Origin of the sequence: Streptomyces fungicidicus, from assembly GCF_003665435.1 — a bacterium.
GTDB classification, from domain to species: domain Bacteria; phylum Actinomycetota; class Actinomycetes; order Streptomycetales; family Streptomycetaceae; genus Streptomyces; species Streptomyces fungicidicus.
Genome location: NZ_CP023407.1, coordinates 3,235,303 through 3,259,635, shown reverse-complemented (window position 1 = coordinate 3,259,635; position 24,333 = coordinate 3,235,303). Strand labels below are relative to the sequence as shown.

Here is a 24,333-nt window from a genome sequence, read left to right as displayed (position 1 = left end):
CACTGGCCGGCCGTGCTGGTGGACGGCGACATCGTCCTCCGGCCGATAAAGGTGCGCGACCAGAAGGCCTGGCGCGAGGTCAACCGGCGCAACCGCGACTGGCTGCGGCCCTGGGAGGCGACCATCCCGCCGCCCACGCCCAGCGGACCGGTCACCCACCGGCCGACCTTCCGTCAGATGGTCCGCCATCTGCGCTCCGAGGCGCACGCGGGCCGGATGCTGCCGTTCGTCATCGAGTACCAGGGCCGTCTGGTCGGTCAGTTGACGGTCGCCGGGATCACCTGGGGCTCGATGTGCTCGGGCCACATCGGTTACTGGGTGGACGAGGAGGTGGCCGGCCGGGGAGTGGTGCCGACCGCCGTGGCGATGGTCGTGGACCACTGTTTCCGCACCGTCGGACTGCACCGCATCGAGGTCTGCATTCGCCCCGAGAACGGGCCCAGCCGCAGGGTCGTGGAGAAACTCGGATTCCGCGAGGAAGGGCTGCGTCCGCGCTATCTCCACATCGACGGCGCCTGGCGCGACCATCTCGTCTACGCGCTCACGGCGGAGGAAGTCCCCGACGGTTTGCTCGCCCGGTGGCGCCGGGCACGCTCCCGGGGGCGGTCGGGCCACGAGCTGCCCGGACGCGAGCGGCACCACCCGGGAATCCCGCACGGACCGGGAAATTGAATATACGTTCGAATTTGAGCGATGGATGACCGCCTTCGGGCGCGGAATTCCGGGTTCGAGTGGCTGTCTGATCGCATCGATCACAAGAAAAGTTCGAAATATCAGCCAGATCGTGCGACACACCGGCCCAATTGGCGGATGGCCCCGTGCAAACCCCTCTACCGTGTGAGGCGTGAGCAGCAGCGGCCTCATCTACGCAGTCATCGTCGGGGCCTGGGCCGCCTACTTGGTGCCGATGTGGCTCCGTAGGCAGGACGAGCTGAACGAGGCCCGTCCGACGGAACGCTTCAGCACCGCCATCCGATTGCTGTCCGGACGGGCGGGCATGGAGCGCCGGTACGCCAAGGACCTGCGGGCGCGCTCCACCGACGAGGAGGAGCACGGCGTCCACGACCCGGACGCGGCCACCGACTCGGTGGACGTCCGGGCCTTCGCCGTGTCCCAGACCCGTCCGCAGACCCAGGCGCCCCTACCGTCACCCCCCGCGCAGCGGCCGGAACCGGAACCCGTCCGGCCGCCGCGCGAGCGCGTGGACCGCAGGGCGCCCGAACCGGCCGCCGCGCGCGGACGCGTCCCGGCCGCCCGCCGTGACCCCGACGCACGGGCCGCGCAGGCCGCCGCGGCCCGCGCCCGGCGCACGAAGGCACTGGCCCGCCGCCGGCGCACCACCACCCTGCTGTTCGCCGCCTTCACGCTGGGCGCGGTCGTCGCGGCGGTCGGCGGACTGGCGTTCCTGTGGGCGCCCGGCGTACCGGCCCTGCTGCTGAGCGCCTACATCGTCTATCTGCGCTCCCAGGAGCGCCGCCGCTTCGCCTACCAGATGGACCGCCGTCAGGCCGAGGTCGCGGCCCAGCGGCTGCGCGAGCGGGAGCGCCAGCCGCGCCGCCGCCCGTCCGTCGAGGACGCCGACCCCGACGAACCGGAGGGCCCGGAAGCCGGGATCACCACCGACCCCGGCCTTTCCGCCCTCGCCGCGGACCGGCGCGCGCTCGTCGAGCAGACCGACCACGCCGAGTGGGTCGACCAGCAGCGCGAGCGGCAGCACCGGCCCGGCCGGGGCGGCGACAGCTGGGACCCGGTCCCGGTGCCGCTCCCGACGTATGTGACCGCCCCGGTCGCCCCCCGTGCCACCAGGGACGTGGACCTCGGAGCCCCGGACACGTGGAGCTCGGCACGCTCCAGCGCCGTGCCCGCCGACGAGGCGCGGGCCGCCGCCGAGGAGCCGGACGCCGACGCCTCCGACGACGACGGCGACCGCACCGACGCACGCCGGGCGGCCTCCGCCCGCCGCTCCCGCGAGCGCGGCCGCACCCCCCTCTTCGACCAGTACGAGGACGGCGAGCGCCCGAAGGCCGCCAACGAATAGGCCCAGGACAACGGATTTCCGAGCACCCGGATCGGGGTGCTAAAGTTTCACTCGTTGCAAGGGCCTGTGGCGCAGTCCGGTAGCGCACCTCGTTCGCATCGAGGGGGCCAGGGGTTCGAATCCCCTCAGGTCCACGCAGCTCAAAGCCCCGGTAGGGATTTCCCGACCGGGGCTTTGACATGTCGTACCGGCTGCCGCGGAACGGCACGCCCTCACTCGGGCCTTGAGGCCCTGCCACCGATCCCCGTCTCGTTGCCGTCGGCATCGTGGTAGACGTACTTCCACACATCGCCGTGCTTCTCGACGTCCACCGGCCGCAGCCCCCGCTCGCCGATCTCCGCCACCTCGGACTCGAGGTCGTCCACCCAGACCATGCCCACCGCACCGCCGGCGCGGCGGGCGTCCTCGATGATGTACACGTACCGGTCCTCGGCCAGCTGCCACACCGCTTCGACGTCGTTCGGGAAGAAGGCCGGCTCCGCTCCGAACAGCCGCCGGTACCACTCCAGCGCGCTCCGGTAGTCCCGTACCGCGATACCGGCGAAGATGCCTACCGCCATCACTGACTCCTTGCCTCATGTGGTCGGACGCGTGACTGCTCCCCGTCGGGGCAGACTCCACCGGCCTGCGGGAATCATCGGCCGCGGCGGAACCGGCTTCTCAGGCGGTCCCGCAGCGGCTGCGGAGCAGTTCCACGCCGTCGCCGTCGAGTTCGTCGCAGTACGCCGCGCGTCCGGTCATGGCCATCACCAGGGCCACGGTGGGCCCGGACACCACGGGTCCGGAGCCGGTGGTGAAGGGGCCGTCGTCCGCGGCGAGTCTCAGCCCGCCGATGCGTCCCTTGGCGAGGACCACGAGGTCCGAGCCCTGGTAGTACGCGGCCACCCGCGTGACGGCACCGATCGGGTAGTCCCGGCGGATGCCCAGCGGGCGCCGGATGTCCTCCCCGTGCACCAGCGTCTCGCCCAGCATGGCGACGGCGGGCAGGGGAGGCTTCGTCGTGCTCGGGACGACGCGCCGGAACCGCTCGAGGGTCTCGGCCGGACCCGCGCCCAGCTGCCTGGCCAGCTGCACGGCCACCTGTTTGTCGAAGTCGAACCGGCAGCGGATCACGCCCGCCATCCAGCGCACGGAGTTGAGGCTCGCGCCCGCGGTGAGATGCGCCAGCACCTCACGCACGGTCAGACCGGCGCACAGCGAGGGCGTTCGCCAGTGCTCGTCGGTCAGGCCCGCGAGATCGGCCGCCAGCGCCGCCCGCTCGGCGCGGATCAACGGCCAGACGTCGGTCCTGCGGCCGCCGTCCGCCGCCGGCTCCGGAACATTCATGGGAAAGGTCTCCTGTCACGGGTGAGGACGGGGCCGGACGCCGGTCGTCCGGCCCCGCTCGGAACTGCCGTCTAGGTGACGATCTCCACCGTCACGGCGGCCCTGCCGGACACGTGCTCGGCGTCGCCCGCGTAGGTCACGACGTACTCGGGGTAGCGCATGTAGTCGGCCGGCAGGTCGGTGAAGTGGAAGCTGCCGTCGGACTTCACCTTCACCGTCGTCAAGGGCTCGTTGTTCCGCGTGACGGTGACCACCTTGTGCTTCGGGAACGGCACCAGGGAAGTGAGCTTCCCGCTGATCGTCACCGGCTGGCCGTAGGGGTGCGTCTGCGGCGCGGTGAGGGTGATGTCGCTGTTCGCCTTGTGCACGTCGTCGATGATGTCGAGGACGACCTCGCCGGAGTACGGGAAACGGGTGCCGAACAGGCGGCTGCCGTCCGGTACCCAGGCCACTCCCCGTTCCAGCAGTTCCATATGACCGTAGTTCAGCGAGACGGTGCGGAAGGGGGCGGTCTCACCCGGCCGGTACACGAAGATGTCCCAGTCCCCGGAGGCCATCACTCCCGCGGCCACGGTGCCGTCGGAGGCGATGGAGACGGCGTTGGGGTAGGCCCCCGTGTCGTACCCGGTCTCCTCCGTGAGGTCCGGCAGCGACCACCGCTGGTGGTAGTAGGTGCCGCCGTTCGCGGTGATCGCGCTGCTGCCGTCCGCCGTGACGGCCAGGTCCTCGACGTCGACGACGCCGTCGGTGTAGGCGATCTCCTCGGCGGTGCCGGACGCCACGTCGTACACCCGCATTCCGGCCGCACCCGCGCTCTCCGCGGCGACCAGCCGGTCGGGCGCACCCGGCGACGACGCGAGCCGGGGCTTGCCGTACCAGACCGGGTTGTCGTCCAGATCGACGCTCGGGGCGGTCTCGGCGACGGCCACGGACCCGATGCCGCTGTCGAACACGGTCGCCTGGTAGGAGAACCAGAGCCGGCCGCCGGCGAGGGCGAGATTCTCCGGTTCGGTGTCCGTGCCGGTGAGGAAGCGACGGGTCTCGGTCAGGGTGACCGTGTCGATCTCCGCGATGGCGTCGGCCTCGGGGAGGGCGACGTACAGGTGGGACTCGTCGGCGGTGAGCGTCATGCCGCGGGCCCCGTCGAGGCCTTCCACGGTCTTGATCACCTGTCCGTCGTGGTCGGTGGCCACCACGGAGTCCTGTCCGGGGGCCGAGACGTAGACGTGCCGGCTGTCGGCGAGCGTCTGCCAGTGCGAGGTCACCGGCAGCACGACGCTGTTCTGGCTCTGGCTCTGGTCCTGTGCCTGACCCTGGGCCTGGGCCGGGCTGACGAACAGGGTCACTGACGCGGCGATGGCGGCGAGTGCCGTTCCTCCCGCGGATCTTCGTGTACGCAAGTGCGTGACCTCCCCTTGAAACGCGTCGACCGCTCGATGCGATCGGGAGGCCCACCCTAGGGTGCGGCGCCGACAACACCCCGACTATTTACGGGGGTTGCCGGAGAGCGACCCGAAGCCCTGGGTCAGAGGGGCTTGGCGTAGCAGAGGCTGTCGGCGTGGAAGCGGTAGTAGCCGAACTTCTCGCAGGGCTCGTAGCCGCTGGAGGCGTACAGGGCGACGGCCTCCGGCTGCTTCGTGCCGGTCTCCAGGACCATGCGGACGCGGCCGGCGGCGCGGGCGTCGTCCTCCAGGGCGGCCAGGATGCGGCGGGCCAGGCCGCGGCCGCGCATCTGCTCGATCACGTACATGCGCTTGAGCTCGGCGTCGCCGTCCCGGTTGCCCTCGCCGTTGGCGTCCTGGACGCGCCAGCCTCCGGAGGCCACGGGGACGCCGGACTCGTCGTACGCGATCAGGTAGACGCCGTTCGGGGGCCTGAAGTCCGCGGGGTCCATGGGGGTGGCGTCGCCGCCGTCGCCGTAGCGGACGTGGTACTCGGCCTGGACCTCACTGTCCAGCTTCACGGCGTCGGGGTGGTCGTAGGGGACCGGGCGGATATCCATGCCGATTACGGTAAAACACGACCGGACGGGGAGTGTCGTATCGTTCCCTGATGCTCACTGTGACCTCCGTCAACGTCAATGGACTGCGGGCCGCCGCCAAGAAGGGATTCGTGGAGTGGCTGGCCGGGACCTCCGCCGATGTGCTGTGTCTGCAGGAGGTGCGGGCGGAGGCGAAGCAGCTGCCGGAGACCGTGCGGGAGCCCGAGGGGTGGCATGTCGTGCACGCGCCGGCCGCCGCCAAGGGGCGTGCGGGGGTGTCCCTGTACACCCGGCGTGAGCCCGACCGGGTGCGTGTGGGGTTCGGGTCGGCGGAGTTCGACACGGCCGGGCGGTACGTGGAGGTCGACCTGCCCGGTGTGACCGTCGCCTCGCTGTATCTGCCCTCGGGGGAGGTCGGGACCGAGCGGCAGGACGAGAAGATGCGGTTCATGGGCGAGTTCCTCGCCCATCTCAAGGGGCTGCGGGAGCGTGCCGCCGCCGACGGGCGCGAGGTCGTCGTCTGCGGGGACTGGAACATCGCCCACGAGAAGGCCGACCTGAAGAACTGGCGCGGGAACACCAAGAGCTCCGGGTTCCTGCCGGAGGAGCGGGAGTGGCTCTCCCGGGTGCTCGACCCGGCGGACGGCGGATACGTCGACGTGGTGCGGGCGCTGCACCCGGACGTGGACGGACCGTACTCCTGGTGGTCCTACCGGGGACGGGCCTTCGACAACGACACCGGATGGCGGATCGACCTGGCCGTCGCGACGCCCGGGCTCGCGGGCCGTGCGGTGAAGGCCTACGTCGAGCGCGCCGCCACACACGCCGAGCGCTGGTCGGACCACGCGCCGGTGACGGTCGTCTTCGAGCGGGCGGCCGGCTGATGCGGACGCCCCGGCGGGCCGCCCGGGTCGCCGTGCTGGATCCGGACGGCGCCGTCTTCATGTTCCGGTACGACAACGACGAGGTCGGCGTCCACTGGGCGCTGCCCGGCGGGGGCATGGAGCCGGGGGAGACGCCCGGGCAGGCCGCGCGGCGGGAGCTGCGCGAGGAGACCGGGTGGGACGACATCGCGCTCGACGGCACCCTGCTGTGCCGGTGGGAGCACGACTTCACCCGGGCCGGAGTGCCGGTGCGGCAGAGCGAGCACATCTTCCTCGCCGCCGGACCGCGCCGTGACCCCGAGGGCGACCTCCTCGCCCTGCACGCCGAGGAGGGCATCCTGCGGTGGCGGTGGTGGTCGCCCCGGGAGCTGGCCGGTGCCACCGAGCAGCTGTGGCCGCCGCGGCTGCCGGAGCTGCTGGCCGACGTCCGCCGGAACGGACCGCCGGTGACACCCGTCGACCTCGGGTACGTGGGGAACGCCTAGCAACAGGCACTGGTCCGGCTCGCGCGCTAGTCAGGCTTGCGCAGGCGGCGGTCCAGGGCCAGGGAGAGTTCGGCGTCGACCACGCTGCGGGCCAGGGGGCGCAGGCGGTGGACGGTCTCCTCCGGGGCGTGGCGCAGGATCAGGGCGGCGAAGAGGTCGGCCAGGGCGTCGGCGTGGACGCGGGCCTCCGCGCCGGTGCGGAGCACCTCCGCGAGCGGGATCCCCTCGCGGACCAGTGCGGAGGAGACGTCCAGCAGACGCCGGCTGATGTGGACGATCTCCTCGCCGTCGACGCCGAGATAGCCGAGGTCCAGCGCGGCGGCCAGGTTCTCCGGGGTGACCTCTCCGGAGAAGTGGTCGGCGAGCTCCTCGGGGGTGAGGCGGACCGGGGTCTCCTCGGTGGGGTTGTCCATGCCGAGGAGGTCGCCGACGTCCCGGCCGTGGTCGAAGGCCTCGGCGAGTTCGGCTATGCCGTTCAGGGTGTGGCCGCGTTCCAGGAGCGCCGTGATCGTGCGCAGCCGGGCCAGGTGCTGGTCGTCGTACCAGGCGATTCGGCCCTCCCTGCGGGGTGGCGGAATCAGCTTGCGCTCGCGGTAGAAGCGCAGGGTGCGCACGGTGATGCCGGCCAGCCGGGCCAGCTCGTCCATGCGGTACTCGCGCCGCTCGCCGGGTCCTGAGGTGTCCTCTGCCACGTCAGCAGCCTAGGCCGTACCGGCGGTAACTTTCCTCGCCCGCCCCCTACCCATCAGTACGCGCCTGCTCTACTCTCCCCATTGCGCCAGTGTTCACTGGCAGGGTTACTGAGCGACGCGTGGAGGCTTCGGGATGGCCGAGCACGAGCACGAACACGTACGGGTGGCGGTGGTCGGGTCGGGATTCGGCGGGCTCGGGGCCGCCGTGCGGCTGCGACGCGAGGGGATCACCGACTTCGTCGTCCTGGAGCGGGCGGGCAGCGTCGGCGGCACCTGGCGCGACAACAGCTATCCCGGCTGCGCCTGCGACGTGCCGTCGCACCTGTACTCCTTCTCCTTCGCGCCCAATCCCGACTGGCCCCGCTCCTTCTCCGGGCAGCAGCACATCCGCGCCTACCTCGAGCACGTCACCGACGTCTTCGGGCTGCGGCCCCACATCCGCCTCGACTCGGAGGTGAAGCGGATGGTGTGGGACACCGAGCGGCTGCGGTGGGACATCGAGACCAGCAGCGGCCACCTCAGCGCCGACGTGGTGGTGTCCGCCACCGGCCCGCTGTCCGAGCCCAAACTGCCGGACGTCCCCGGCCTCGACACCTTCCCCGGCAAGGTGTTCCACTCCGCCCAGTGGGACCACGACTACGACCTGCGCGGCAAGCGGGTCGCCATGGTCGGCACCGGGGCGTCGGCGATCCAGATCGTGCCGGCCGTCCAGCCGCTCGTGTCACGGCTGACGCTCTTCCAGCGCACGCCCGCCTGGGTGCTGCCCCGCGTCGACCGGCCCATCAGCGCCGCCGAGCGCGCACTGCACCGCAGGCTGCCCTTCACCACCAAGATGCGGCGCGGACTGCTCTGGGGCGTAAGGGAGTTGCAGGTCCAGGCGTTCACCAAGCACCCCGGCGAGCTCGGCTTCGTCGAGCAGCTGGCCAAGCGCAACATGGGCCGCGCCATCAAGGACCCGGCCCTGCGCGCCGCACTCACCCCCGACTACCGCATCGGCTGCAAGCGGATCCTGCTGTCGAGCACGTACTACCCGGCGCTCGCCCGGCCCAACGTGGACGTCGTCGCGAGCGGCCTGAGCGAGGTGCGCGGGTCGACCGTCGTCGGCGCCGACGGCACCGAGGCCGAGGTCGACGCGATCGTGTTCGGGACCGGGTTCCACGTGACCGACATGCCCATCGCCGAGCGGGTGGTCGGCGCGGAGGGGAAGACCCTCGCCGAGAGCTGGGCGGGCGGCATGCAGGCCCTGCGCGGCGCCGCGGCCGCCGGGTTCCCCAACTGGATGACGATCATCGGGCCCAACACCGGCCTCGGGAACTCCTCCATGATCCTCATGATCGAGTCCCAGCTGAACTACCTGGCCGACTACCTGCGCCAGCTGGACGTGCTCGGCGGCCGGGTCGCCCTCGACGCCCGCCCCAGCGCCGTACGCGCCTGGAACCACCGGGTGCAGGAGCGGATGAAGCGCACGGTGTGGAACACCGGCGGCTGCACCAGCTGGTACCTCGACGAGAGCGGACGCAACACCACCATCTGGCCGGGCACCACGAGCGAGTTCCGGCGGGAGACCCGGCGCGTGGACCTCGCCGAGTACGCCGTGCTGCGGGCGTCCGCCGGCTCCCCGGCCGCCACCGCCGGGGAGAGCGCCGGGGTGACCGCGTGAGCCGCCTCACCCACGTCGGCTCCGGGCCGTACGCCCCGCCCGCCGCCGCCCGCGAACTGACCGCGCTCTCCGCCGACGGCGCCCGGCTGCACGTCGAGGTGCACGGCCCCGACGGGGCGCCCGCCGTCGTCCTCGCCCACGGCTGGACCTGCTCGACCGCCTTCTGGGCGGCGCAGATCCGCGACCTCTCCGCCGACCACCGGGTCATCGCCTACGACCAGCGCGGCCACGGACGCACCCCGGCGAGCCCGGCGTGCAGCACCGAGGCGCTCGCCGACGACCTCGAGGCCGTCCTCACCGCCACCCTCGGCCCTGGCGAACGGGCCGTGATCGCCGGGCACTCCATGGGCGGGATGACGGTGATGGCCGCCGCCACCAGACCCGCGTTCCGCGCGCACGCGGCGGCCGTGCTGCTGTGCAGCACGGGCAGCTCGCGGCTGGTCGCCGAGTCGACGGTGCTGCCGCTGCGGCCGGGCCGGCTGCGGACCTGGCTGACCGGGCGCATACTCGGCTCCCGCGCCCCGCTCGGACCGGTCACGCCGCTCGCCCGCCGGATACTCAGGTACGGCACGATGGGACCCGCCTCGGCCCCGGACATGGTCGAGGCCTGCGCCCGTATCGTGCACGCCTGTCCGCGGGCGGTGCGCCACTCCTGGTCGCACGTGCTCGACCGGCTCGATCTCGACGACGGCGTACGGCAGTTGCGGGTGCCGGTGGAGATCGTCGCCGGCGCCGACGACCGGCTCACCCCGCCCGTGCACGCCCGGGCGATCGCCGCGGCGCTGCCCCACTGCGTCGGCGTCACCGAACTGCCCGGCGTCGGCCACATGACGCCCGTCGAGGCGCCCGGCCAGGTCACCCGGAGGATCCGGGACCTCGCCGCCGCCCACATCCACGCCGCACCCGCCGAGGAGAGCGCATGAGCAGGGTAGATCTCGAGGGAAAGGTCGCCGTCGTCACCGGAGCGGCGCGCGGCGTGGGGGAGTTGATGGCCCGCAAGCTCTCCGCGCGCGGGGTGAGGGTGGCGCTGGTCGGGCTGGAGCCGGACGCGCTGAAGGACGTCTGCGCGCGGCTGCACAGCGACAGCGACCACTGGCACGCGGACGTCACCGACCACGAGGCGATGGCCCGGGTCGCCGAGGAGGTCCGGGAGCGGTTCGGCCGGGTGGACATCGTGGTCGCCAACGCCGGTGTGGCGACGGGCGGTCCGTTCGCCGACTCCGATCCGGAGTCCTGGCGGCGGGTGATCGAGGTGAACCTGGTCGGATCGGCGGTCACCGCGCGGGCGTTCCTGCCGCTGCTCACCGAGAGCCGGGGCTATCTGCTGCAGATCGCCTCCCTCGCCGCGCTCACCCCGGCGCCGATGATGACGGCGTACTGCGCCTCCAAGTCCGGTGTGGAGGCGTACGCGCACGCGCTGCGGGCCGAGGTCGGGCACCGGGGCGTGAAGGTGGGCGTCGGGTATCTGTCGTGGACCGACACCGACATGGTGCGCGGGGCCGACCAGGACGACGTGATGCGGGAGTTGCGGCAGCGGCTGCCGTGGCCGTCGAACAAGACCTACCCGCTGGGCCCCGCGGTGGACCGGCTCGTGGCCGGCGTCGAACGGCGGGCGAGCCATGTCTACGGGCAGTGGTGGCTGCGCGGGATGCAGGGCGTGCGCGGAGCCCTGCCGGGGATCATCGGGACCGTCGGCCAGCGGGAGATGCGGCGCTTCGGGGACCGGCTCACCGGCCTCCGCACGGGACTGGTCGGGGCGGGCGGGAACGCCGACGAACAGCACCGGAACACGGTCCGTAACTGATCGACATGCGCAGGGTGATGGCCCGTGTGAATCTGGTCGGGCAAGTTCCCCCACCCCACAACGGGAGTGAACCCACATGGGTATGAAGGATCAGTTCCAGGAGAAGTCCGAGCAGTTCCAGCAGCAGGCCAAGCAGCGTGCCCAGCAGGGCAAGGAGCAGCTGCAGAACCGCGGCCGCCGCCGGGACGAGGGCATGGACGAGCAGCAGCGTCAGCGGCCGTCCGAGGAGCGCTTCGACCAGGACCACGAGGTCTGACGCCGAGCGCGACGGACGCCTGACGCGTCATGAGTGACCGGAAGGGGTGCCCCGGCGAAGGGCACCCCTTTCTCATGCCCGCGGCGGCAGCCGGGGCCGGGAGCGGTCCGGGACGTCGCGGTAAGTCGGCGGAGTGGCGGGGGCATTGGACTCCAGCAGCTCCAGGGCGAGCCGTACCGCGTCGTCGAGCACCGCGTAGCGGCCCTCGGCCCAGTCCAGCGGGGTGCGCAGCGCCTCCAGGTCCGGGGCCACGCCCTTGTTCTCCACGGACCAGCCGTACGCGTCGAACCAGGCCGCGTTCATCGGCACCGTGATCACCGTGCCGTCGCCGAGTTGGTGCCGGCCGGTCATGCCGACCACGCCGCCCCAGGTGCGCTGGCCCACCACCGGGCCCAGCTGGAGCAGTTTGAAGGCGGCGGTGATCATGTCGCCGTCGGAGCTGGTCGCCTCGTCCGCCAGCGCGACGACCGGTCCCCGCGGGGCGTTGGAGGCGTACGACACCGGCTGGGCGTCCCGGGTGAGGTCCCAGCCGATGATGGTGCGGGTCAGCTTCTCCACGACGAGTTCGCTGATGTGGCCGCCGGCGTTGCCGCGCACGTCCACGATCAGCGCCGGACGGGACATCTCCATGCGCACGTCGCGGTTGAACTGGGCCCAGCCGGAGCCGCCCATGTCGGGGATGTGCAGATAGCCGCACTGCCCGTCGCTCAACTCCCGCACCACCTCGCGGCGTTTGGCCACCCAGTCCTGGTAGCGCAGCGGCGTCTCGTCGACCAGCGGGACGACGGCGACCCGCCGGGGCGGGCCCGCGGCGCCGGCGGGCACGAACGTCAGCTCCACCGTCGTACCGCCCGCGCCCGCGAGCAGCGGATACGGGCCCGCGACCGGGTCCACCGGGCGGCCGTCGACATGGGTGAGGACCGCGCCCTCGCGGATGCCGGTGCCGGCCAGCGGGGAGCGGGCGCGGGAGTCGGAGGAGTCGCCGGGCAGGATCCGCTTGACCGTCCAGCCCTCCTCGCGGGGCACCAGGTTGGCGCCGAGCAGTCCCTGCCGGCGCTGGTAGTGCGGGGGCCCCTCGTTGCGGCGGGCGGCGGTCACATAGGCGTGGGAGGTGCCGAGTTCGCCGAGGACCTCGCGCAGCAGGTCCGCGAACTCGTCGGGGGAGGCGACGCGTTCGACCAGCGGGCGGTACTGCTCCAGGACCGCGTCCCAGTCGATGCCGCACATGTCCGGTTCCCAGAAGTAGGCGCGGATCAGCCGCCCGGCCTCCGCGTACGCCTGGCGCCACTCGGCCGCCGGGTCGGCCTGGTGGAGGATGCGGCGGGCGTCGATCCACACCGTGGAGTCGCTGTCGCCGGACTCGGTGGCGGGCACCGCGCGCAGTTCGCCCTCGTCGACCACGACCAGCCGGGAGCCGTCGCCGCTCACCGCGAAGAAGTCCAGGTCGGAGACGAGTTCGGTCCTCTTCGCCTTGCCGATGTCGAAGTGCTCCAGGGCCGGCCGGCCGCTGGTGTCGTCGGGGTTGACGAAGGTCTCGCCGAGCGCGCCGGAGATCGGCCAGCGCAGCCAGACCAGGCCGCAGCCCGCCACCGGGTACAGGCCCGAGTACTTGGAGGCGGTCACCGGGAAGGGGGTGACCCTGTTCTCCAGGCCCTCCGCCTCGACGGCGACCGTGGCGCCCTCGGCGCCCTCCTCCGCCTCCTCGCGCTCGACCGGGTCCAGGCCGCCGGCGGCCGGACGGCCCTCGGGGCTCAGGGCGAACGGCGAGGGGGTCGCGGACGACAGCGGCACCAGATAGGGGCGGCAGCCCAGCGGGAACGACAGGTCGCCGGTGTGCACGTCGTACACCGGGTCGAAGCCGCGCCAGGACAGGAAGGCGAGATAGCGGCCGTCCCGGGTGAAGACCGGGTTCTCGTCCTCGAACCGGCCGTTGGTGACGTCGAGGACCGTGCGGTCCTCGATCCGGGCGAGTTTGATCTGCCGCAGCGACCGGCCGATCCCGGGGTGGGACCAGGCCAGCCATGCCCCGTCGGGGGAGAAGGCGAGGTCGCGCACCGGCCCGTTGACGGACCGCGCCAGCTCGGTGACCTCGCCCTCCGTGCCGTCGGCCGGCTCGTCGGTCGGGACGAGCAGCAGCCGGCCGTCGTGCGCGGCGACGGCCAGCCGCTGCCCTTCCGGGTCGGCCACCATCTCCAGCACCCGGCCCAGCCGGCCCCGGGCCAGCCGCCGGGGATCGCGCTGGCCGGTGGCCCGGGGCAGCGAGGCGATCTCGACGGCGTCGTCGCCCTCGGCGTCCGTCACATAGGCAACCCGGTCGCCGGCGCCGAGCATCTCCGGCAGCCGGACCCGTACGCCCGGGGTGTCGGTGAGGATGCGGGCCGGGCCGTCGCGGTGGGTGAGCCAGTACAGACTGCCGCGCACGACGACGGCGCTCGCGCGGCCGGTCTCGTCGACCGAGATCCCGTCGAGGTGCCGGGCGGCCGGCACCTGGTAGGGGCGCCGCCCGGAGCGGCTGCCGCCCGGCGTCACGTCGAGGCGGTGCGGGACGGCGCCGGGGGACAGGTCGTCCACCATCCACAGGTCGCCGGCGCACTGGTAGACGACCCGGGTGCCGTCGCTGGAGGCGTGCCTGGCGTAGAAGGCGTCGTGGTCGGTGTGACGGCGCAGGCCGGTGCCGTCGTACGCGCACGAGTAGAGGTTGCCGACGCCCTCGTGGTCGGAGAGGAAGGCGATCCGCCCGCCGACGAACATGGGGGAGTGCAGATGGCCGTCGAGGCCGTCGAGCAGCCGGTGCCCGTGCAGCCACAGCCTGCCGGTGGCGCCGCCCCGGTAGCGCTTCCAGGAGGCCGGTTCGTGCGGCGGGGTGCCGGTGAGCAGCAGTGACCTGCGCTCCCCGGCGACGTCGGCGACCTGGATGTCGGAGACCGGGCCCCAGGGCAGCTTGCGGCCCGGGCTGCCGTCGGGGCCGAGCTTGTAGGCCCAGGTGAAGTAGGAGAAGGGCTCGCCGTGCGAGGCGACGGCGAGGATCTCGGCGTGGCCGCCGTCGTCGGGGGGCGCCCAGCCGCAGACCCGGGTGTCGCTGCTGCCCCAGTAGGTGAGGCGCCGCCCCGGTCCGCCGTCCACCGGGACGAGGTGCACCTCGGGGTCGAGGCTGCGCCAGCTCGTGTACGCGATGTGCCGGCCGTCGGGGGAGAAGCGGGGGTGTCCGAGTTTGGTGCGGTCGGCGGTGAGCCGCCAGGCGCGGCCCGGGCGGTCGAGCGGGGCGAGCCACAGGTCGTCCTCCGCCACGAAGCACAGCAGGTCGTCCTTGAGGTGCGGCAGACGCAGATAGGTCACCTTTCCCATGCTTTGCCGGGGCCCGGACCCCGGCAACTTATGAGTAACCGACAACCGTGACGCAGAACACGAACGAAACCGTTTCGTTTCGCTAGCGGGAAGGAGTACCTTCGTCCTGTACGAAACCGTGTCGTTCCTTTGACGCGGTGGACGTCGGAGCGGAAGGGTGAGCGGTTATGAACGAAGTAGCGACGACGCGTCGCAGCCGGATCACCCCCGAGCGCGAGGCCGAGCTGTACCGGGCCGTGCTCGACCTGCTCCGCGAGGTCGGGTACGACGCCGTGACCATGGACGCCGTGGCCGCCCGCACCCGGTCCAGCAAGGCCACCCTCTACCGCCAGTGGGGCGGCAAGGCCGAGCTGGTGGTGAGAGCGATGCGCAGCCAGAAGCCCGGCGGCATCGCCGACATCGACACCGGCACCCTCCGCGGCGACCTGCACGCCATCGCAGGGCGCGAGGACGACTGCGTCATGGCGCAGAACGCGGCGCTGATGCGGGCCCTGGCCATGGCGGTGCACCAGAACGACGATCTCCGCCAGGCGTTCAAGGACCTCCTGGTCGAACCGGAGATGGAGGAGTTCCGGCGGATGATCCGGCGGGCGGTCGACCGGGGCGAGATCCGCCCGGACAACCCGGCGCTGGACTTCATGGTGCACATGCTCGTCGGCGCGTTCGCCACCCGGACGCTGATCGACGACCTGCCGCCCACTCAGGCGTTCCTCACCTCGTACATCGACGCCGTGGTGCTCCCCGCCCTCGGCGTGCCCCCTCACTGACCGTCCCCTCGGCCGACCACCACCTGACGTCACCGCTCACGTCGTCGGGCTGATCACACCTGCCCCGAAGCAACCACGACCTGACCGGGAGTACGCCCTCGTGGCCACTTTGCTCTACCGACTCGGCCGGTTCGCCTTCCGGCGACGGCACTTCACAGCCCTCTTCTGGGTGGCGCTGCTGGCGCTCGCGGGCGCCGGCGCGGCCGGCGCCCCGGCGGCCGGCAGCTCCTCCTTCTCCATCCCCGGCACCGAGGCGCAGAAGGCCTTCGACCTGCTGGAGGAACGCTTCCCCGGCTCCAGTGCCGACGGGGCGACCGCACGCGTCGTCTTCAAGGCCCCGGACGGCGGGAAGATGACCGACGCCGGCCCCCGGGCGACCGTCGAGAAGACCGTCGGCGAGCTGTCCGACGGCTCCGAGGTCGCCCGCGTCACCGACCCCTACGAGGGCGGCGGGGTCAGCAAGGACGGCACCGTCGCCTACGCCTCGGTGAGCTACAAGGTCTCCGGCATGGAGCTGGAGGACTCCTCCCGCGACGCCCTCGAGGGCGCCGCCGAGGACGCCCGTGACGCCGGACTGACCGTGGAGATCGGCGGCGACGCCCTCCAGGCCGTCCCGCACACCGGGGCCGCCGAGGTCATCGGCATCGGCGTCGCCGCGGTCGTCCTGGTCATCACCTTCGGCTCGCTGCTCGCCGCCGGACTGCCGCTGCTCACCGCGATCGTCGGCGTCGGCATCGGCGTCGCGAGCATCACCGCCCTCGCCAGCACCCTGGACCTCGGGTCCACCACCTCCATCCTGGCCTCGATGATCGGCCTCGCGGTCGGGATCGACTACGCCCTGTTCGTCGTCTCCCGCTACCGGGCCGAACTGGCCGAGGGCCGCGAGCGCGAGGAGGCGGCAGGACGGGCCGTCGGCACCGCGGGCTCCGCGGTGGTCTTCGCCGGCCTGACCGTCGTCATCGCCCTGGTCGGCCTGTCCGTCGTCAACATCCCGATGCTGACGAAGATGGGCGTCGCCGCCGCCGGCACCGTCGCCCTCGCGGTCCTGATCGCCCTCACCCTGATCCCCGCCCTGCTCGGCTACGCGGGCCGCCGGGTCCGCCCCGCCGGTGAGAAGAGCAAGCTGCTCGGCGGCGGCCGGGCCGCGAAGAAGCCGCGGCGCCCCAACATGGGCACCCGCTGGGCCAGTTTCGTCGTGCGCCGTCCCGTGGCCGTGCTGCTGCTCGGCGTCGTCGGCCTGGGCGCCGCGGCCGTCCCGGCGGCCTCGCTGGAACTGGGCCTGCCCGACGACGGCTCGCAGTCGACGTCCACGACCCAGCGCCGCGCCTACGACCTGCTCTCCGAGGGCTTCGGCCCCGGCTTCAACGGCCCCCTGGTGGTCGTGGTCGACGCCAAGGACAGCGACGACCCGAAGGCCGTGTTCCAGCAGGCCGGCGACGACATCAAGGGCCTCGACAACGTCGTGAACGTCAGCCCGGCGGCCCCCAACGAGGCCGGCGACACGGCGACGATCACCGTGATCCCCGACTCCAAGCCGTCCTCGGTGACCACCGAGGACCTGGTCCACGACATCCGTGACACCGGCGCGGACATCAAGGCCGGCACCGAAGCCGACGTCCTGGTGACCGGCTCCACGGCCATGAACATCGACGTCTCGCAGAAGCTCAACGACGCGCTGGTGCCGTACCTGGTGCTGGTGGTCGGGCTGGCGTTCCTGCTGCTGATCGTGGTGTTCCGCTCGATCCTGGTCCCGCTGAAGGCGGCCCTCGGCTTCCTGCTCTCCGTCCTGGCCGCCCTCGGCGCGGTCGTCGCGGTCTACCAGTGGGGCTGGCTGTCCGGCCTGATGGGCGTCGAGGAGACCGGCCCGATCATGTCGATGATGCCGATCTTCATGGTCGGTGTGGTCTTCGGACTGGCCATGGACTACGAGGTGTTCCTCGTGACCCGGATGCGGGAGGCCCACGTCCACGGTGAGAAGCCCGCCCAGGCCGTGGTGACCGGCTTCAAGTACAGCGCCCGGGTGGTGACCGCGGCCGCGGTGATCATGATGGCGGTGTTCTCCGGCTTCATCGGCTCCAGCGAGCAGATGGTCAAGATGATCGGCTTCGGCCTCGCCGTCGCCGTCCTCTTCGACGCGTTCGTCGTCCGCATGGCGATCGTCCCGGCCGTGCTGGCCCTGCTCGGCGACAAGGCCTGGTGGCTGCCGAAGTGGCTGGACCGGATCCTGCCCAACGTGGACGTCGAGGGCGAGGGCCTGCGCACGGAGGACGACAAGAAGGACGACAACCGGGAACTCGTCCGGGCCTGACCGCCAGGGACGACCGCACAGACCGGCCGGTGAGGGCTCCGTGGGGACGGAGAGCCCTCACCGGCTGCTTCCGCGGCCGGGGCGGCGGAAGAAGACGGACGCCGTGTCAGGTGTCGTATACCGTGGAGCGGTGTCCGACATGAACGACCCAGACCGTCAACTCGCCGTTGTCGATCGTGTAGATGACGCGGTAGTCGCCGACACGGAGCCGGCGCCGGTCGGGCCGGGAGACGAGCGCCGTGGTGCGGAAGCCGAGCGGGTCCGTTTCCAGTTCCGTCAGTTTGACCAGGATCCTCAGGGCCATGTCCCGGGGAATCTTGCGAAGCTCCGCCTGAGCCTCCGGCCGGAAGACGGTGCGGTAGCCGCTACTCACCGCGCTCCAGCGTCTCCCGCATGACGTCCTCGATCGGGATACCGGCTGCCGGGTTCGCCATGCGCTCGTCGATGATCCGGTTGATCTCGCGCTCTTCCCATTCCTGGTACTTGCGAAGGACCTCCATCGACACGACTGCGGCCACCTGCTTGCCTCGCCGGGTGATGACCGTGGGCGTGTCGTCCCGGTCCGCCCGTTCGACCACCTCGGCCAGGTGGGCGCGCACGTCACGAATGGACTCTATGGGCATCTCGGTCATGGCCCAACGGTACATGGTGTCCCAGGTGTACACAACGACTCGCGAGCGCACCCCTTGACCCCGCTGGTCACCGCGGCCGTGCTGCTCGCCGCGGTCACCCACGCCAGCTGGAACGCCATCGCGCACCGGATCACCGACAAACTGGTCGGGTTCACGCTGATCTCCGGCGGCGGGCTGCTGATCGGGCTCGCCGCAGTGCCGTTCCTGCCGTTCCCGGCGGCCGGGGCGTGGCCGTACCTGCTCCTCTCGGCCGCGGTCCACATGGCGTACTACGCGCTGCTGATGAAGTCCTTCCGGCTGGGCGACTTCGGCCAGGCCTACCCGATCGCGCGGGGCAGCGCGCCGCTGGTGGTCACCCTCCTCGCCGCCGTGTTCGCGCACGAGGTGCCCGACCGCTGGGCCGCCGCCGGGATCGCCCTGTCCTGCGCGGGCCTGACCGGCGTCGCCCTGTGGGGACTGCGCGGCAGCCGGCCCGACTGGGCGGCGATCGGCGCGGCCCTGGCGACCGGCCTGACCATCGCGGTCTACACGGTCGTCGACGGGCTCGGGGTACGCGCCTCCGGTTCGTCCCTCGGCTACATCGCCTGGCTGATGGCCGTCCAGGGCACGGTGATCCCGGCGTACGCCCTTTGGCGCTGGCGCCGGGAGACGTACGCCCGGCTCCGCCCGCACGCCGGACTCGGACTCCTCGGCGCCGCGCTGTCCGTCGCCGCGTACGCGCTCGTCCTGTGGGCCCAGACCCGCGCGGCTCTCGCTCCCATCGCGGCGCTGCGGGAGTCGTCGATCATCGTGGGCGCCGCGATCGGGGCGGTGTTCTTCAAGGAGCGGTTCGGCGCGCCGCGGATCGCCGCGGCCGGACTGCTGGTCGTCGGCATCGGGCTGATGCTGCGCACGGGGTAGCCGCTCCGCCGTCGTACGGGCGGGTGCACGGGAGCGGAGCGGGAGGCACCCTGGAACTAGGTATTCCGGAGGTGATCCGCATGATGCACACCGCAGTGGGATGGCACGTCGAGATGGAGTTCATGGAGGACGAGCGGCAGACCCGCGCCGCCGCCCTGGTCCGGCTGCCCGACGGCACCGAGGTACGGGCCGAAGGGCACGCGAACCGGCACCACACCGACTCCAATCAGCCCCGGGTCGGGGAGGAGATCGCCGGTGCGCGGGCGCTGAACGAACTCGCCATGCAGATGCTGACCAAGGCGCACGGCGAGATCGACGACGCCTCGGGCCGGATCTCCCACCCGATCCACGTCTGATCAGCCGCCGAGCGCGGCCCGTACCGCCCGTATCAGCGCCTGGGCCCTGGGGTCCGCCGTCACCGTCCTGCGGAAGCCGTTGGTGACGTAGCCGAAGGCGATGCCCGACTCCGGGTCGGCGAAGCCGAGGGAGCCGCCGCGGCCCGGGTGGCCGAAGGAGCCCGGGGCCAGGAAGGGGGAGGCGCTGCCGTGCAGCATGTAGCCGAGTCCGAAGCGGGTGCCGACGACCAGCACCCGGTCGGGGCCCGCCGACTCCTCGGCGCGGGCGGCCTCGACGGTGGCCGGGTCGAGGAGCCGGACGCCGTCGACCCGGCCGATGAGTGACGCGTAGAAGCGGGCCAGGCCGTCCGCCGTCGCTATGCCGTTGGCGGCGGGCAGGGCCGCCGCGCGGAACGCCGGGTCGTTGTGGTCCGGGAAGGGGGTGATCGCGGCGAAGGTGCGGCGGGTGAGGGAGGCCGGGTCGGCGTAGGCGTCGGTGACCGAGCGCTTGGGGCGGGCGCGGAGCGCTCCGGAGGGCTCGGGGCCCTCGATCCTGCCGACCGTGCCCACCCGGTGGGCCTGCTCGTCCGGCAGCCCCACCCACAGGTCCAGGCCCAGCGGGGCGGCGATCTCCGACGCGATCCACTCGCCGCAGCCCCTGCCGGTCACCCGGCGCACCAGCTCGTCGACCAGCCAGCCGTAGGTCAGCGCGTGGTAGCCGTGGTCGGTGCCCGGCTCCCAGGCGGGCGCCTGCGCGGCGACCGCCTCGGCGGCCCGCGGCGGGTCGGCCGCCTCGGCCGGGGTGAGCGGGTCGTCCAGGACCGGGAGCCCGGCGCGGTGGTTCAGCACGTGCCGGACCAGCAGCCGCTCCTTGCCGTGCGCCTTGAACCCGGGCCAGTAGTGGCCGACCGGCGCGTCCAGGTCCAGCTCGCCGCGCTGGTGCAGCAGCAGGAGTACGGCGGCGGCGACGCCCTTGGTCGCCGAGCGCACCACCTGGGCCGTGTCCCGGCGCCAGGGCTCGGTGCCGTCGACGTCCTTCACGCCGGCCCACAGGTCGACGACCTTGCGGCCGTCCCGGTAGACGGCGACGGCCGCCCCCCGGTCGCCGAGCGTGCCGAAGTTCCGCGCGAACGCCTCCCCGACCGGCTCGAAGCCCCCCGCCACTGTGCCGTGCACGTCCACGTCCCGCGTCCCTTCCCCTCGCCCGCTCCACCCTCCTGTGCCAGTGGGTGTAACAGCCATTTTTCACCCGCGATTCCTGCGGCCGGCGTCCCGGTCCGGGCCGGGGAACCGCCGTCCCTAGCGGGCCTTCTCCGCCGCCGCGTCCGCGCGGCCGGCCAGCTGCCACAGCGTGGCGCGCAGGTGCGCGGCCTCCGGCCCGCTCAGCTCCGCCACCGAGAGCAGCGCGCCCGGCAGCACCGCCGCACGCTCGCGCAGCTCCTCGCCCCGGCCGGTGAGCGCGATCAGCACCGTCCGCTCGTCGTGCGCGGCACGCGCCCGGTGCACCAGACCGGCCGTCTCCAGCCGTTTCAGCAGCGGCGACATCGTGCCGTAGTCGAGCCGCAGGGCGGACGCGAGCTCCTTGACGGTCGTCTCGCCGCGGTCCCAGAGCACCAGCAGGACCAGGTACTGCGGATACGTCAGCCCCAGCTCGTCGAGGAGCGGACGGTACGCGGCCGTCACCGCGCGGTGGGCGGCGTACAGCGCGAAGCACAACTGCTCGTCGAGCAGCAGTGAGGCGCCCTCCTCGGCGGGCTTCTCGTTCGTCACGCGCCCATTGTCTACGGACGGCCGGGCGTGGCCGGTACGGAACGCGGATCGAAACCGTAGGGAAGCTCCAGGCGGTGGGCGCGCATCAGGGCGTCGTCCGCGAGCAGTCCGGCGGTGGCGCCGTCCGCCGCGATCACGCCGTCGCTGAGGATCAGCGACCGCGGGCACAGCTCCAGGGCGTAGGGCAGGTCATGGGTGACCATCAGGACGGTGACGTCCAGGGAGCGCAGGATGTCGGCGAGTTCGCGGCGGGAGGCGGGGTCCAGGTTGGAGGAGGGCTCGTCCAGGACCAGGATCTCCGGCTCCATGGCGAGGACGGTCGCCACGGCCACCCGGCGGCGCTGGCCGAAGGAGAGGTGGTGCGGCGGGCGGTCCTTGAACTCCGCCATGCCGACCAGGCCCAGCGCCCGGTCGACCCGTTCCTCCAGCTCGGGTCCCCGGAGCCCGGCCGCCGCGGGACCGAACGCCACGTCCTCGCGCACCGTCGGCATGAAGAGCTGGTCGTCCGGGTCCTGGAAGACGATGCCGACCCGGCGCCGGACCTCGGCCATGTGCCGCTTGCCGACCTCGAGCCCGGCCACCGTCACCGTGCCGGCGCCCCCGGTCAGGATGCCGTTGAGATGGAGCACGAGGGTGGTCTTGCCGGCGCCGTTCGGGCCGAGCAACGCGACCCGTTCGCCGCGGGCGATCGAGAAGTCGACGCCGAACAGGGCCTGATGGCCGTCGGGGTAGGCGAAGGCGAGGCCGGAGACCTCCAGGGAAGCGGTACTCACAGGGTCCATCCCAGCAGACACACGACGAGGGCGGCACAGGGGAGGGCGAGGGCGTACGACCACTGCGCCCGGGACGCGGCCGCCTCGTCGATCACCGGCATGGAACCGGCGTATCCGCGGCTCAGCATCGCGAGGTGCACCCGCTCGCCGCGTTCGTAGGAGCGGATGAACAGCGCGCCCGCCGACTTGGCGAGGACGCCCCAGTGCCGCACCCCGCGCGCCTCGAAGCCGCGGGACTCGCGGGCGATCCGCATGCGCCGCATCTCGTCGGTGACGACGTCGCCGTAGCGGACCATGAAGGAGGCGATCTGCACCAGCAGCGGCGGCAGCCTCAGCCGCTGGAGACCCGTCAGCAGGTCGCGCAGTTCGGTGGTGGAGGCGAGGAGGACCGAGGCGGCCACTCCGAGGGTGCCCTTGGCCAGCACGTTCCAGGCGCCCCACAGTCCGTTCACGCTCAGCGACAGCCCGAGGACGCCGACCCGCTCGCCCTCCGCCACGAACGGCAGGAGGACGGCGAAGGCGACGAACGGGACCTCGATCAGCAGCCGCTTGAGCAGGAACCCTGCCGGGACGCGGGCGGCGTACGCGACGAGGGCGAGCAGTACGGCGTAGACCGCGAACGCCCACATCGCCTCCCGCGGGGTGGAGACCACGACCAGCACGAACGCGAAGACCGCGGCGAGCTTGGTGTGCGGCGGCAGGGCGTGCACGGGGGAGCGCCCGTGCCGGTAGAGCTTGTGCGCGTGGCCGGCTCCCACGTCAGACGCTCGTGCCGCTGGGGGCGGCGGTGTCGGCCGTCTCGGCGCCGCGGCGCCTGCGGACCAGCCAGAACACGCCGGTGCCGGCGACGACCGTCACGCCGACGCCGATCACGCCCGCGAGTCCGCCGGAGAGACGGGCGTCGTCGACGTCCTCGACGCCGTAGTCGGCGAACGGGGAGCCGGCGGCCGCGTGCTCCTCGGCCTTCTCGTCGATGCCGTGGTCGGTGGCGACCTTCTCCAGGCCGTCGGGGTTCGCGGAGGCGTAGAAGCTGACGAAACCGGCGAGGAGCAGCGACGTGACCAGGCCGGCGGCCCAGACCTTCCGGCGGGAGCGGGCGGCGGCCGGGACGGGCTCCCCGGTCTGCCCGGTGTCCGGGGCGTCGACGAGTTCGCCGTTCACCCGCAGCTTGAGCCGCTGCCCCAGTCCGCGCGCCCCGTACACCAGGTCCGGCCGTACGGCGATGACGGCGCCGACGGTCAGCGCGGTGATCACGGCCTCGCCGAGGCCGATGAGGACGTGCACGCCCACCATGGCGGTGGCGACCTTGCCGATCGAGACGTCGGCGGTGCCGCCGATCGCGTAGAGCAGGGTGAAGACGGCGGCGGACGCCGGGACCGAGGCCAGCGCGGCGACGAAGGACGCGGCGGTCACCGAACGGCGGGTGCGCGGCAGCACCTTCACCAGACCGCGGAAGAGCGCGTAGGCGACGACCGTCGTGACGATCGCCATGTCGGTGATGTTCACGCCGAGCGCGGTCAGCCCGCCGTCGGCGAAGAGGACGGCCTGCATGAGCAGCACGACGGAGACGCAGAGGACCCCCGTGTAGGGGCCCACCAGGATCGCGGCGAGGGCGCCGCCGAGCAGATGGCCGCTGGTTCCCGCCGCCACGGGGAAGTTCAGCATCTGCACGGCGAAGATGAACGCCGCCACCAGCCCGGCCAGGGGCGCGGCGCGCTCCGTGCCCAGTTCCCGGCGGGCGCCGCGCAGGCTCACGGCGACGGCGGCGGCGGCGACCACTCCGACCGCGGCGGACACGGGGGCGTTGATGAATCCGTCAGGTGCGTGCACGGACTCGATGATGTGGCCTGTTGCAAACGCTGCGCAAGAGCGAGCCGGTTGTTTTACCTCACGCTGACCCCGGCTGTGATATGCGCCTCTCGGACGCGCGAATTCCGGATTCGGTGCACGATTGAACGGGGGGCGGGTATACGGACTGCACGCCTTTCATGCAGGTCGACGCAGCGTAAGGGGCCCACGATGTCCGTTGTCGAGCAGTACGCGCGAGTCCATGTCGTCACCGATGTCCTCGACGAGGACGTGGGAGCGGTACCCGTCGTGCTCCGCTACGACCCCGAGGACGACCCGCTCTGCGTCCGCGTGACCCTTCCGGGCGCCGCGCCCCGGGAATGGATCGTCGACCGGGAGCTGCTGGAGCGGGGCATGCTCGCCCCCACGGGCAGGGGCGAGGTCAGGGTGTGGCCGTGCGGCCGGGTGCAGGCCGTGGTCGAGTTCCACACCGCGCAGGGCGTGTCGGTGGTGCAGTTCGAGACCAAGACCCTGGCGCGGTTCCTGCGGCGGACGTACAGCGCCGCCGAACCCGTCCCGCACTGACCCC

Annotated in this window: 26 protein-coding genes and 1 tRNA gene; 14 read left to right on the top strand and 13 right to left on the bottom strand. The window is 72.4% G+C overall.

Translation table 11 applies throughout. The features are described from left to right. The first annotated feature begins 12 nt into the window (after positions 1 to 12). The 3 genes from CNQ36_RS14615 to CNQ36_RS14605 all read left to right on the top strand — a co-directional run bounded on the left by CNQ36_RS14615 (position 13) and on the right by CNQ36_RS14605 (position 2,172). Entirely contained in the window at positions 13 to 672 is a 660-nt protein-coding gene (locus CNQ36_RS14615; RefSeq protein ID WP_206278454.1) for a GNAT family N-acetyltransferase, read from the top strand. A 172-nt stretch (positions 673 to 844) separates the two neighbouring features. After that, positions 845 to 2,038: a divisome protein SepX/GlpR gene (gene sepX, locus CNQ36_RS14610; protein WP_121546328.1), complete on the top strand. Its 1,194-nt coding sequence runs from the start codon at positions 845 to 847 to the stop codon at positions 2,036 to 2,038. Positions 2,039 to 2,098: 60 nt separating this feature from the next. Beyond that, positions 2,099 to 2,172 (top strand) — tRNA-Ala (locus tag CNQ36_RS14605). Positions 2,173 to 2,250: 78 nt separating this feature from the next. On the opposite strand, the gene CNQ36_RS14600 is transcribed toward CNQ36_RS14605, so the two are convergent. The 4 genes from CNQ36_RS14600 to CNQ36_RS14585 all read right to left on the bottom strand — a co-directional run bounded on the left by CNQ36_RS14600 (position 2,251) and on the right by CNQ36_RS14585 (position 5,366). Continuing rightward, entirely contained in the window at positions 2,251 to 2,598 is a 348-nt protein-coding gene (locus CNQ36_RS14600) for a VOC family protein (protein WP_040906930.1), read from the bottom strand. A 100-nt stretch (positions 2,599 to 2,698) separates the two neighbouring features. Next, entirely contained in the window at positions 2,699 to 3,364 is a 666-nt protein-coding gene (locus CNQ36_RS14595; RefSeq protein WP_121546327.1) for a maleylpyruvate isomerase family mycothiol-dependent enzyme, read from the bottom strand. Positions 3,365 to 3,435: 71 nt separating this feature from the next. After that, a complete protein-coding gene (locus tag CNQ36_RS14590) occupies positions 3,436 to 4,710 on the bottom strand; it encodes a lactonase family protein (RefSeq protein WP_228312974.1) in 1,275 nt (424 codons plus the stop codon). A 179-nt stretch (positions 4,711 to 4,889) separates the two neighbouring features. Beyond that, positions 4,890 to 5,366, bottom strand: coding sequence for a GNAT family N-acetyltransferase (locus CNQ36_RS14585; RefSeq protein ID WP_004930300.1), 477 nt, complete (start codon positions 5,364 to 5,366; stop codon positions 4,890 to 4,892). A 50-nt stretch (positions 5,367 to 5,416) separates the two neighbouring features. Between CNQ36_RS14585 and CNQ36_RS14580 the strand changes: the two genes are divergently transcribed. Both CNQ36_RS14580 and CNQ36_RS14575 read left to right on the top strand, forming a co-directional pair. Then, complete coding sequence (locus CNQ36_RS14580; RefSeq protein ID WP_121546325.1) at positions 5,417 to 6,229, top strand: exodeoxyribonuclease III; 813 nt, start codon at positions 5,417 to 5,419, stop codon at positions 6,227 to 6,229. Beyond that, positions 6,229 to 6,714: an NUDIX hydrolase gene (locus tag CNQ36_RS14575; protein WP_121546324.1), complete on the top strand. Its 486-nt coding sequence runs from the start codon at positions 6,229 to 6,231 to the stop codon at positions 6,712 to 6,714. Before CNQ36_RS14580 ends, CNQ36_RS14575 begins: the two co-directional genes overlap by 1 nt. A gap of 26 nt (positions 6,715 to 6,740) precedes the next feature. Here the strand turns inward: CNQ36_RS14575 and CNQ36_RS14570 are convergent, their stop codons facing one another. Then, the gene (locus tag CNQ36_RS14570) at positions 6,741 to 7,361 is read right to left on the bottom strand and encodes a MerR family transcriptional regulator (RefSeq protein ID WP_121548460.1); all 621 of its coding nucleotides are present in this window, start codon (positions 7,359 to 7,361) and stop codon (positions 6,741 to 6,743) included. Positions 7,362 to 7,539: 178 nt separating this feature from the next. Here CNQ36_RS14570 and CNQ36_RS14565 point away from each other — a divergent pair, with 178 nt between their 5' ends. The 4 genes from CNQ36_RS14565 (at position 7,540) to CNQ36_RS14550 (ending at position 11,126) form a co-directional block, all read left to right on the top strand. Next, the gene (locus CNQ36_RS14565; protein WP_121546323.1) at positions 7,540 to 9,066 is read left to right on the top strand and encodes a flavin-containing monooxygenase; all 1,527 of its coding nucleotides are present in this window, start codon (positions 7,540 to 7,542) and stop codon (positions 9,064 to 9,066) included. Continuing rightward, entirely contained in the window at positions 9,063 to 9,989 is a 927-nt protein-coding gene (locus CNQ36_RS14560) for an alpha/beta fold hydrolase (RefSeq protein WP_121546322.1), read from the top strand. The genes CNQ36_RS14565 and CNQ36_RS14560 overlap by 4 nt, the downstream gene beginning before the upstream one ends. Then, complete coding sequence (locus CNQ36_RS14555) at positions 9,986 to 10,870, top strand: SDR family oxidoreductase (protein WP_004930311.1); 885 nt, start codon at positions 9,986 to 9,988, stop codon at positions 10,868 to 10,870. Before CNQ36_RS14560 ends, CNQ36_RS14555 begins: the two co-directional genes overlap by 4 nt. Before the next feature lie 76 nt (positions 10,871 to 10,946). Further along, positions 10,947 to 11,126 carry a hypothetical protein gene (locus CNQ36_RS14550; protein WP_040906934.1) on the top strand — a complete coding sequence of 60 codons (180 nt, stop codon included), beginning with the start codon at positions 10,947 to 10,949 and terminating at the stop codon, positions 11,124 to 11,126. A gap of 72 nt (positions 11,127 to 11,198) precedes the next feature. Here CNQ36_RS14550 and CNQ36_RS14545 read toward each other — a convergent pair whose 3' ends face one another. After that, positions 11,199 to 14,462 carry a S41 family peptidase gene (locus CNQ36_RS14545; RefSeq protein ID WP_121546321.1) on the bottom strand — a complete coding sequence of 1,088 codons (3,264 nt, stop codon included), beginning with the start codon at positions 14,460 to 14,462 and terminating at the stop codon, positions 11,199 to 11,201. 176 nt (positions 14,463 to 14,638) lie between these two features. On the opposite strand from CNQ36_RS14545, the gene CNQ36_RS14540 reads away from it, so the two are divergent. Together CNQ36_RS14540 and CNQ36_RS14535 are read left to right on the top strand one after the other, a co-directional pair. Beyond that, a complete protein-coding gene (locus CNQ36_RS14540) occupies positions 14,639 to 15,238 on the top strand; it encodes a TetR/AcrR family transcriptional regulator (RefSeq protein WP_004930314.1) in 600 nt (199 codons plus the stop codon). Between the two features lie 100 nt (positions 15,239 to 15,338). Next, the gene (locus CNQ36_RS14535) at positions 15,339 to 17,546 is read left to right on the top strand and encodes an MMPL family transporter (protein WP_121546320.1); all 2,208 of its coding nucleotides are present in this window, start codon (positions 15,339 to 15,341) and stop codon (positions 17,544 to 17,546) included. 106 nt (positions 17,547 to 17,652) lie between these two features. Here the strand turns inward: CNQ36_RS14535 and CNQ36_RS14530 are convergent, their stop codons facing one another. Then, positions 17,653 to 17,919, bottom strand: coding sequence for a type II toxin-antitoxin system RelE family toxin (locus CNQ36_RS14530; protein ID WP_121546319.1), 267 nt, complete (start codon positions 17,917 to 17,919; stop codon positions 17,653 to 17,655). Further along, a complete protein-coding gene (locus CNQ36_RS14525) occupies positions 17,912 to 18,178 on the bottom strand; it encodes a type II toxin-antitoxin system Phd/YefM family antitoxin (RefSeq protein ID WP_040908670.1) in 267 nt (88 codons plus the stop codon). The genes CNQ36_RS14530 and CNQ36_RS14525 overlap by 8 nt, the downstream gene beginning before the upstream one ends. Before the next feature lie 54 nt (positions 18,179 to 18,232). Between CNQ36_RS14525 and CNQ36_RS14520 the strand changes: the two genes are divergently transcribed. Both CNQ36_RS14520 and CNQ36_RS14515 read left to right on the top strand, forming a co-directional pair. Continuing rightward, positions 18,233 to 19,078: a DMT family transporter gene (locus CNQ36_RS14520; protein WP_004930321.1), complete on the top strand. Its 846-nt coding sequence runs from the start codon at positions 18,233 to 18,235 to the stop codon at positions 19,076 to 19,078. 80 nt (positions 19,079 to 19,158) lie between these two features. Continuing rightward, positions 19,159 to 19,434 carry a DUF1876 domain-containing protein gene (locus CNQ36_RS14515; protein ID WP_121546318.1) on the top strand — a complete coding sequence of 92 codons (276 nt, stop codon included), beginning with the start codon at positions 19,159 to 19,161 and terminating at the stop codon, positions 19,432 to 19,434. On the opposite strand, the gene CNQ36_RS14510 is transcribed toward CNQ36_RS14515, so the two are convergent. From CNQ36_RS14510 to CNQ36_RS14490, 5 genes are read right to left on the bottom strand one after another with little or no spacing between them, the layout of a single operon-like run. Continuing rightward, complete coding sequence (locus CNQ36_RS14510; RefSeq protein ID WP_121546317.1) at positions 19,435 to 20,655, bottom strand: serine hydrolase domain-containing protein; 1,221 nt, start codon at positions 20,653 to 20,655, stop codon at positions 19,435 to 19,437. It lies immediately after the preceding gene. A gap of 57 nt (positions 20,656 to 20,712) precedes the next feature. Then, positions 20,713 to 21,183 carry a MarR family winged helix-turn-helix transcriptional regulator gene (locus CNQ36_RS14505; RefSeq protein WP_004930328.1) on the bottom strand — a complete coding sequence of 157 codons (471 nt, stop codon included), beginning with the start codon at positions 21,181 to 21,183 and terminating at the stop codon, positions 20,713 to 20,715. Between the two features lie 11 nt (positions 21,184 to 21,194). After that, positions 21,195 to 21,965, bottom strand: a complete 771-nt coding sequence (locus CNQ36_RS14500; RefSeq protein ID WP_121546316.1) for an energy-coupling factor ABC transporter ATP-binding protein — start codon at positions 21,963 to 21,965, stop codon at positions 21,195 to 21,197. Then, a complete protein-coding gene (gene cbiQ / locus CNQ36_RS14495; protein ID WP_121546315.1) occupies positions 21,953 to 22,714 on the bottom strand; it encodes a cobalt ECF transporter T component CbiQ in 762 nt (253 codons plus the stop codon). The genes CNQ36_RS14500 and cbiQ overlap by 13 nt, the downstream gene beginning before the upstream one ends. Before the next feature lies 1 nt (position 22,715). Then, positions 22,716 to 23,786, bottom strand: coding sequence for an energy-coupling factor ABC transporter permease (locus CNQ36_RS14490; protein WP_121546314.1), 1,071 nt, complete (start codon positions 23,784 to 23,786; stop codon positions 22,716 to 22,718). 189 nt (positions 23,787 to 23,975) lie between these two features. Here CNQ36_RS14490 and CNQ36_RS14485 point away from each other — a divergent pair, with 189 nt between their 5' ends. Continuing rightward, entirely contained in the window at positions 23,976 to 24,329 is a 354-nt protein-coding gene (locus CNQ36_RS14485) for an SsgA family sporulation/cell division regulator (RefSeq protein WP_121546313.1), read from the top strand. Positions 24,330 to 24,333: the final 4 nt, after the last annotated feature.

Coding starts and splice junctions, on each gene's coding strand:
- CNQ36_RS14595 (WP_121546327.1), bottom strand. CDS start 3,364: ATGAATGTTCCGGAGCCGGCGGCGGACGGCGGCCGCAGGACCGACGTC.
- CNQ36_RS14565 (WP_121546323.1), top strand. CDS start 7,540: ATGGCCGAGCACGAGCACGAACACGTACGGGTGGCGGTGGTCGGGTCG.
- CNQ36_RS14515 (WP_121546318.1), top strand. CDS start 19,159: ATGATGCACACCGCAGTGGGATGGCACGTCGAGATGGAGTTCATGGAG.
- CNQ36_RS14510 (WP_121546317.1), bottom strand. CDS start 20,655: ATGGCTGTTACACCCACTGGCACAGGAGGGTGGAGCGGGCGAGGGGAA.
- CNQ36_RS14525 (WP_040908670.1), bottom strand. CDS start 18,178: ATGACCGAGATGCCCATAGAGTCCATTCGTGACGTGCGCGCCCACCTG.
- CNQ36_RS14550 (WP_040906934.1), top strand. CDS start 10,947: ATGGGTATGAAGGATCAGTTCCAGGAGAAGTCCGAGCAGTTCCAGCAG.
- CNQ36_RS14580 (WP_121546325.1), top strand. CDS start 5,417: ATGCTCACTGTGACCTCCGTCAACGTCAATGGACTGCGGGCCGCCGCC.
- CNQ36_RS14485 (WP_121546313.1), top strand. CDS start 23,976: ATGTCCGTTGTCGAGCAGTACGCGCGAGTCCATGTCGTCACCGATGTC.
- CNQ36_RS14500 (WP_121546316.1), bottom strand. CDS start 21,965: ATGGACCCTGTGAGTACCGCTTCCCTGGAGGTCTCCGGCCTCGCCTTC.
- CNQ36_RS14585 (WP_004930300.1), bottom strand. CDS start 5,366: ATGGATATCCGCCCGGTCCCCTACGACCACCCCGACGCCGTGAAGCTG.
- CNQ36_RS14570 (WP_121548460.1), bottom strand. CDS start 7,361: ATGGACGAGCTGGCCCGGCTGGCCGGCATCACCGTGCGCACCCTGCGC.
- CNQ36_RS14540 (WP_004930314.1), top strand. CDS start 14,639: ATGAACGAAGTAGCGACGACGCGTCGCAGCCGGATCACCCCCGAGCGC.
- CNQ36_RS14555 (WP_004930311.1), top strand. CDS start 9,986: ATGAGCAGGGTAGATCTCGAGGGAAAGGTCGCCGTCGTCACCGGAGCG.
- CNQ36_RS14575 (WP_121546324.1), top strand. CDS start 6,229: ATGCGGACGCCCCGGCGGGCCGCCCGGGTCGCCGTGCTGGATCCGGAC.
- CNQ36_RS14600 (WP_040906930.1), bottom strand. CDS start 2,598: ATGGCGGTAGGCATCTTCGCCGGTATCGCGGTACGGGACTACCGGAGC.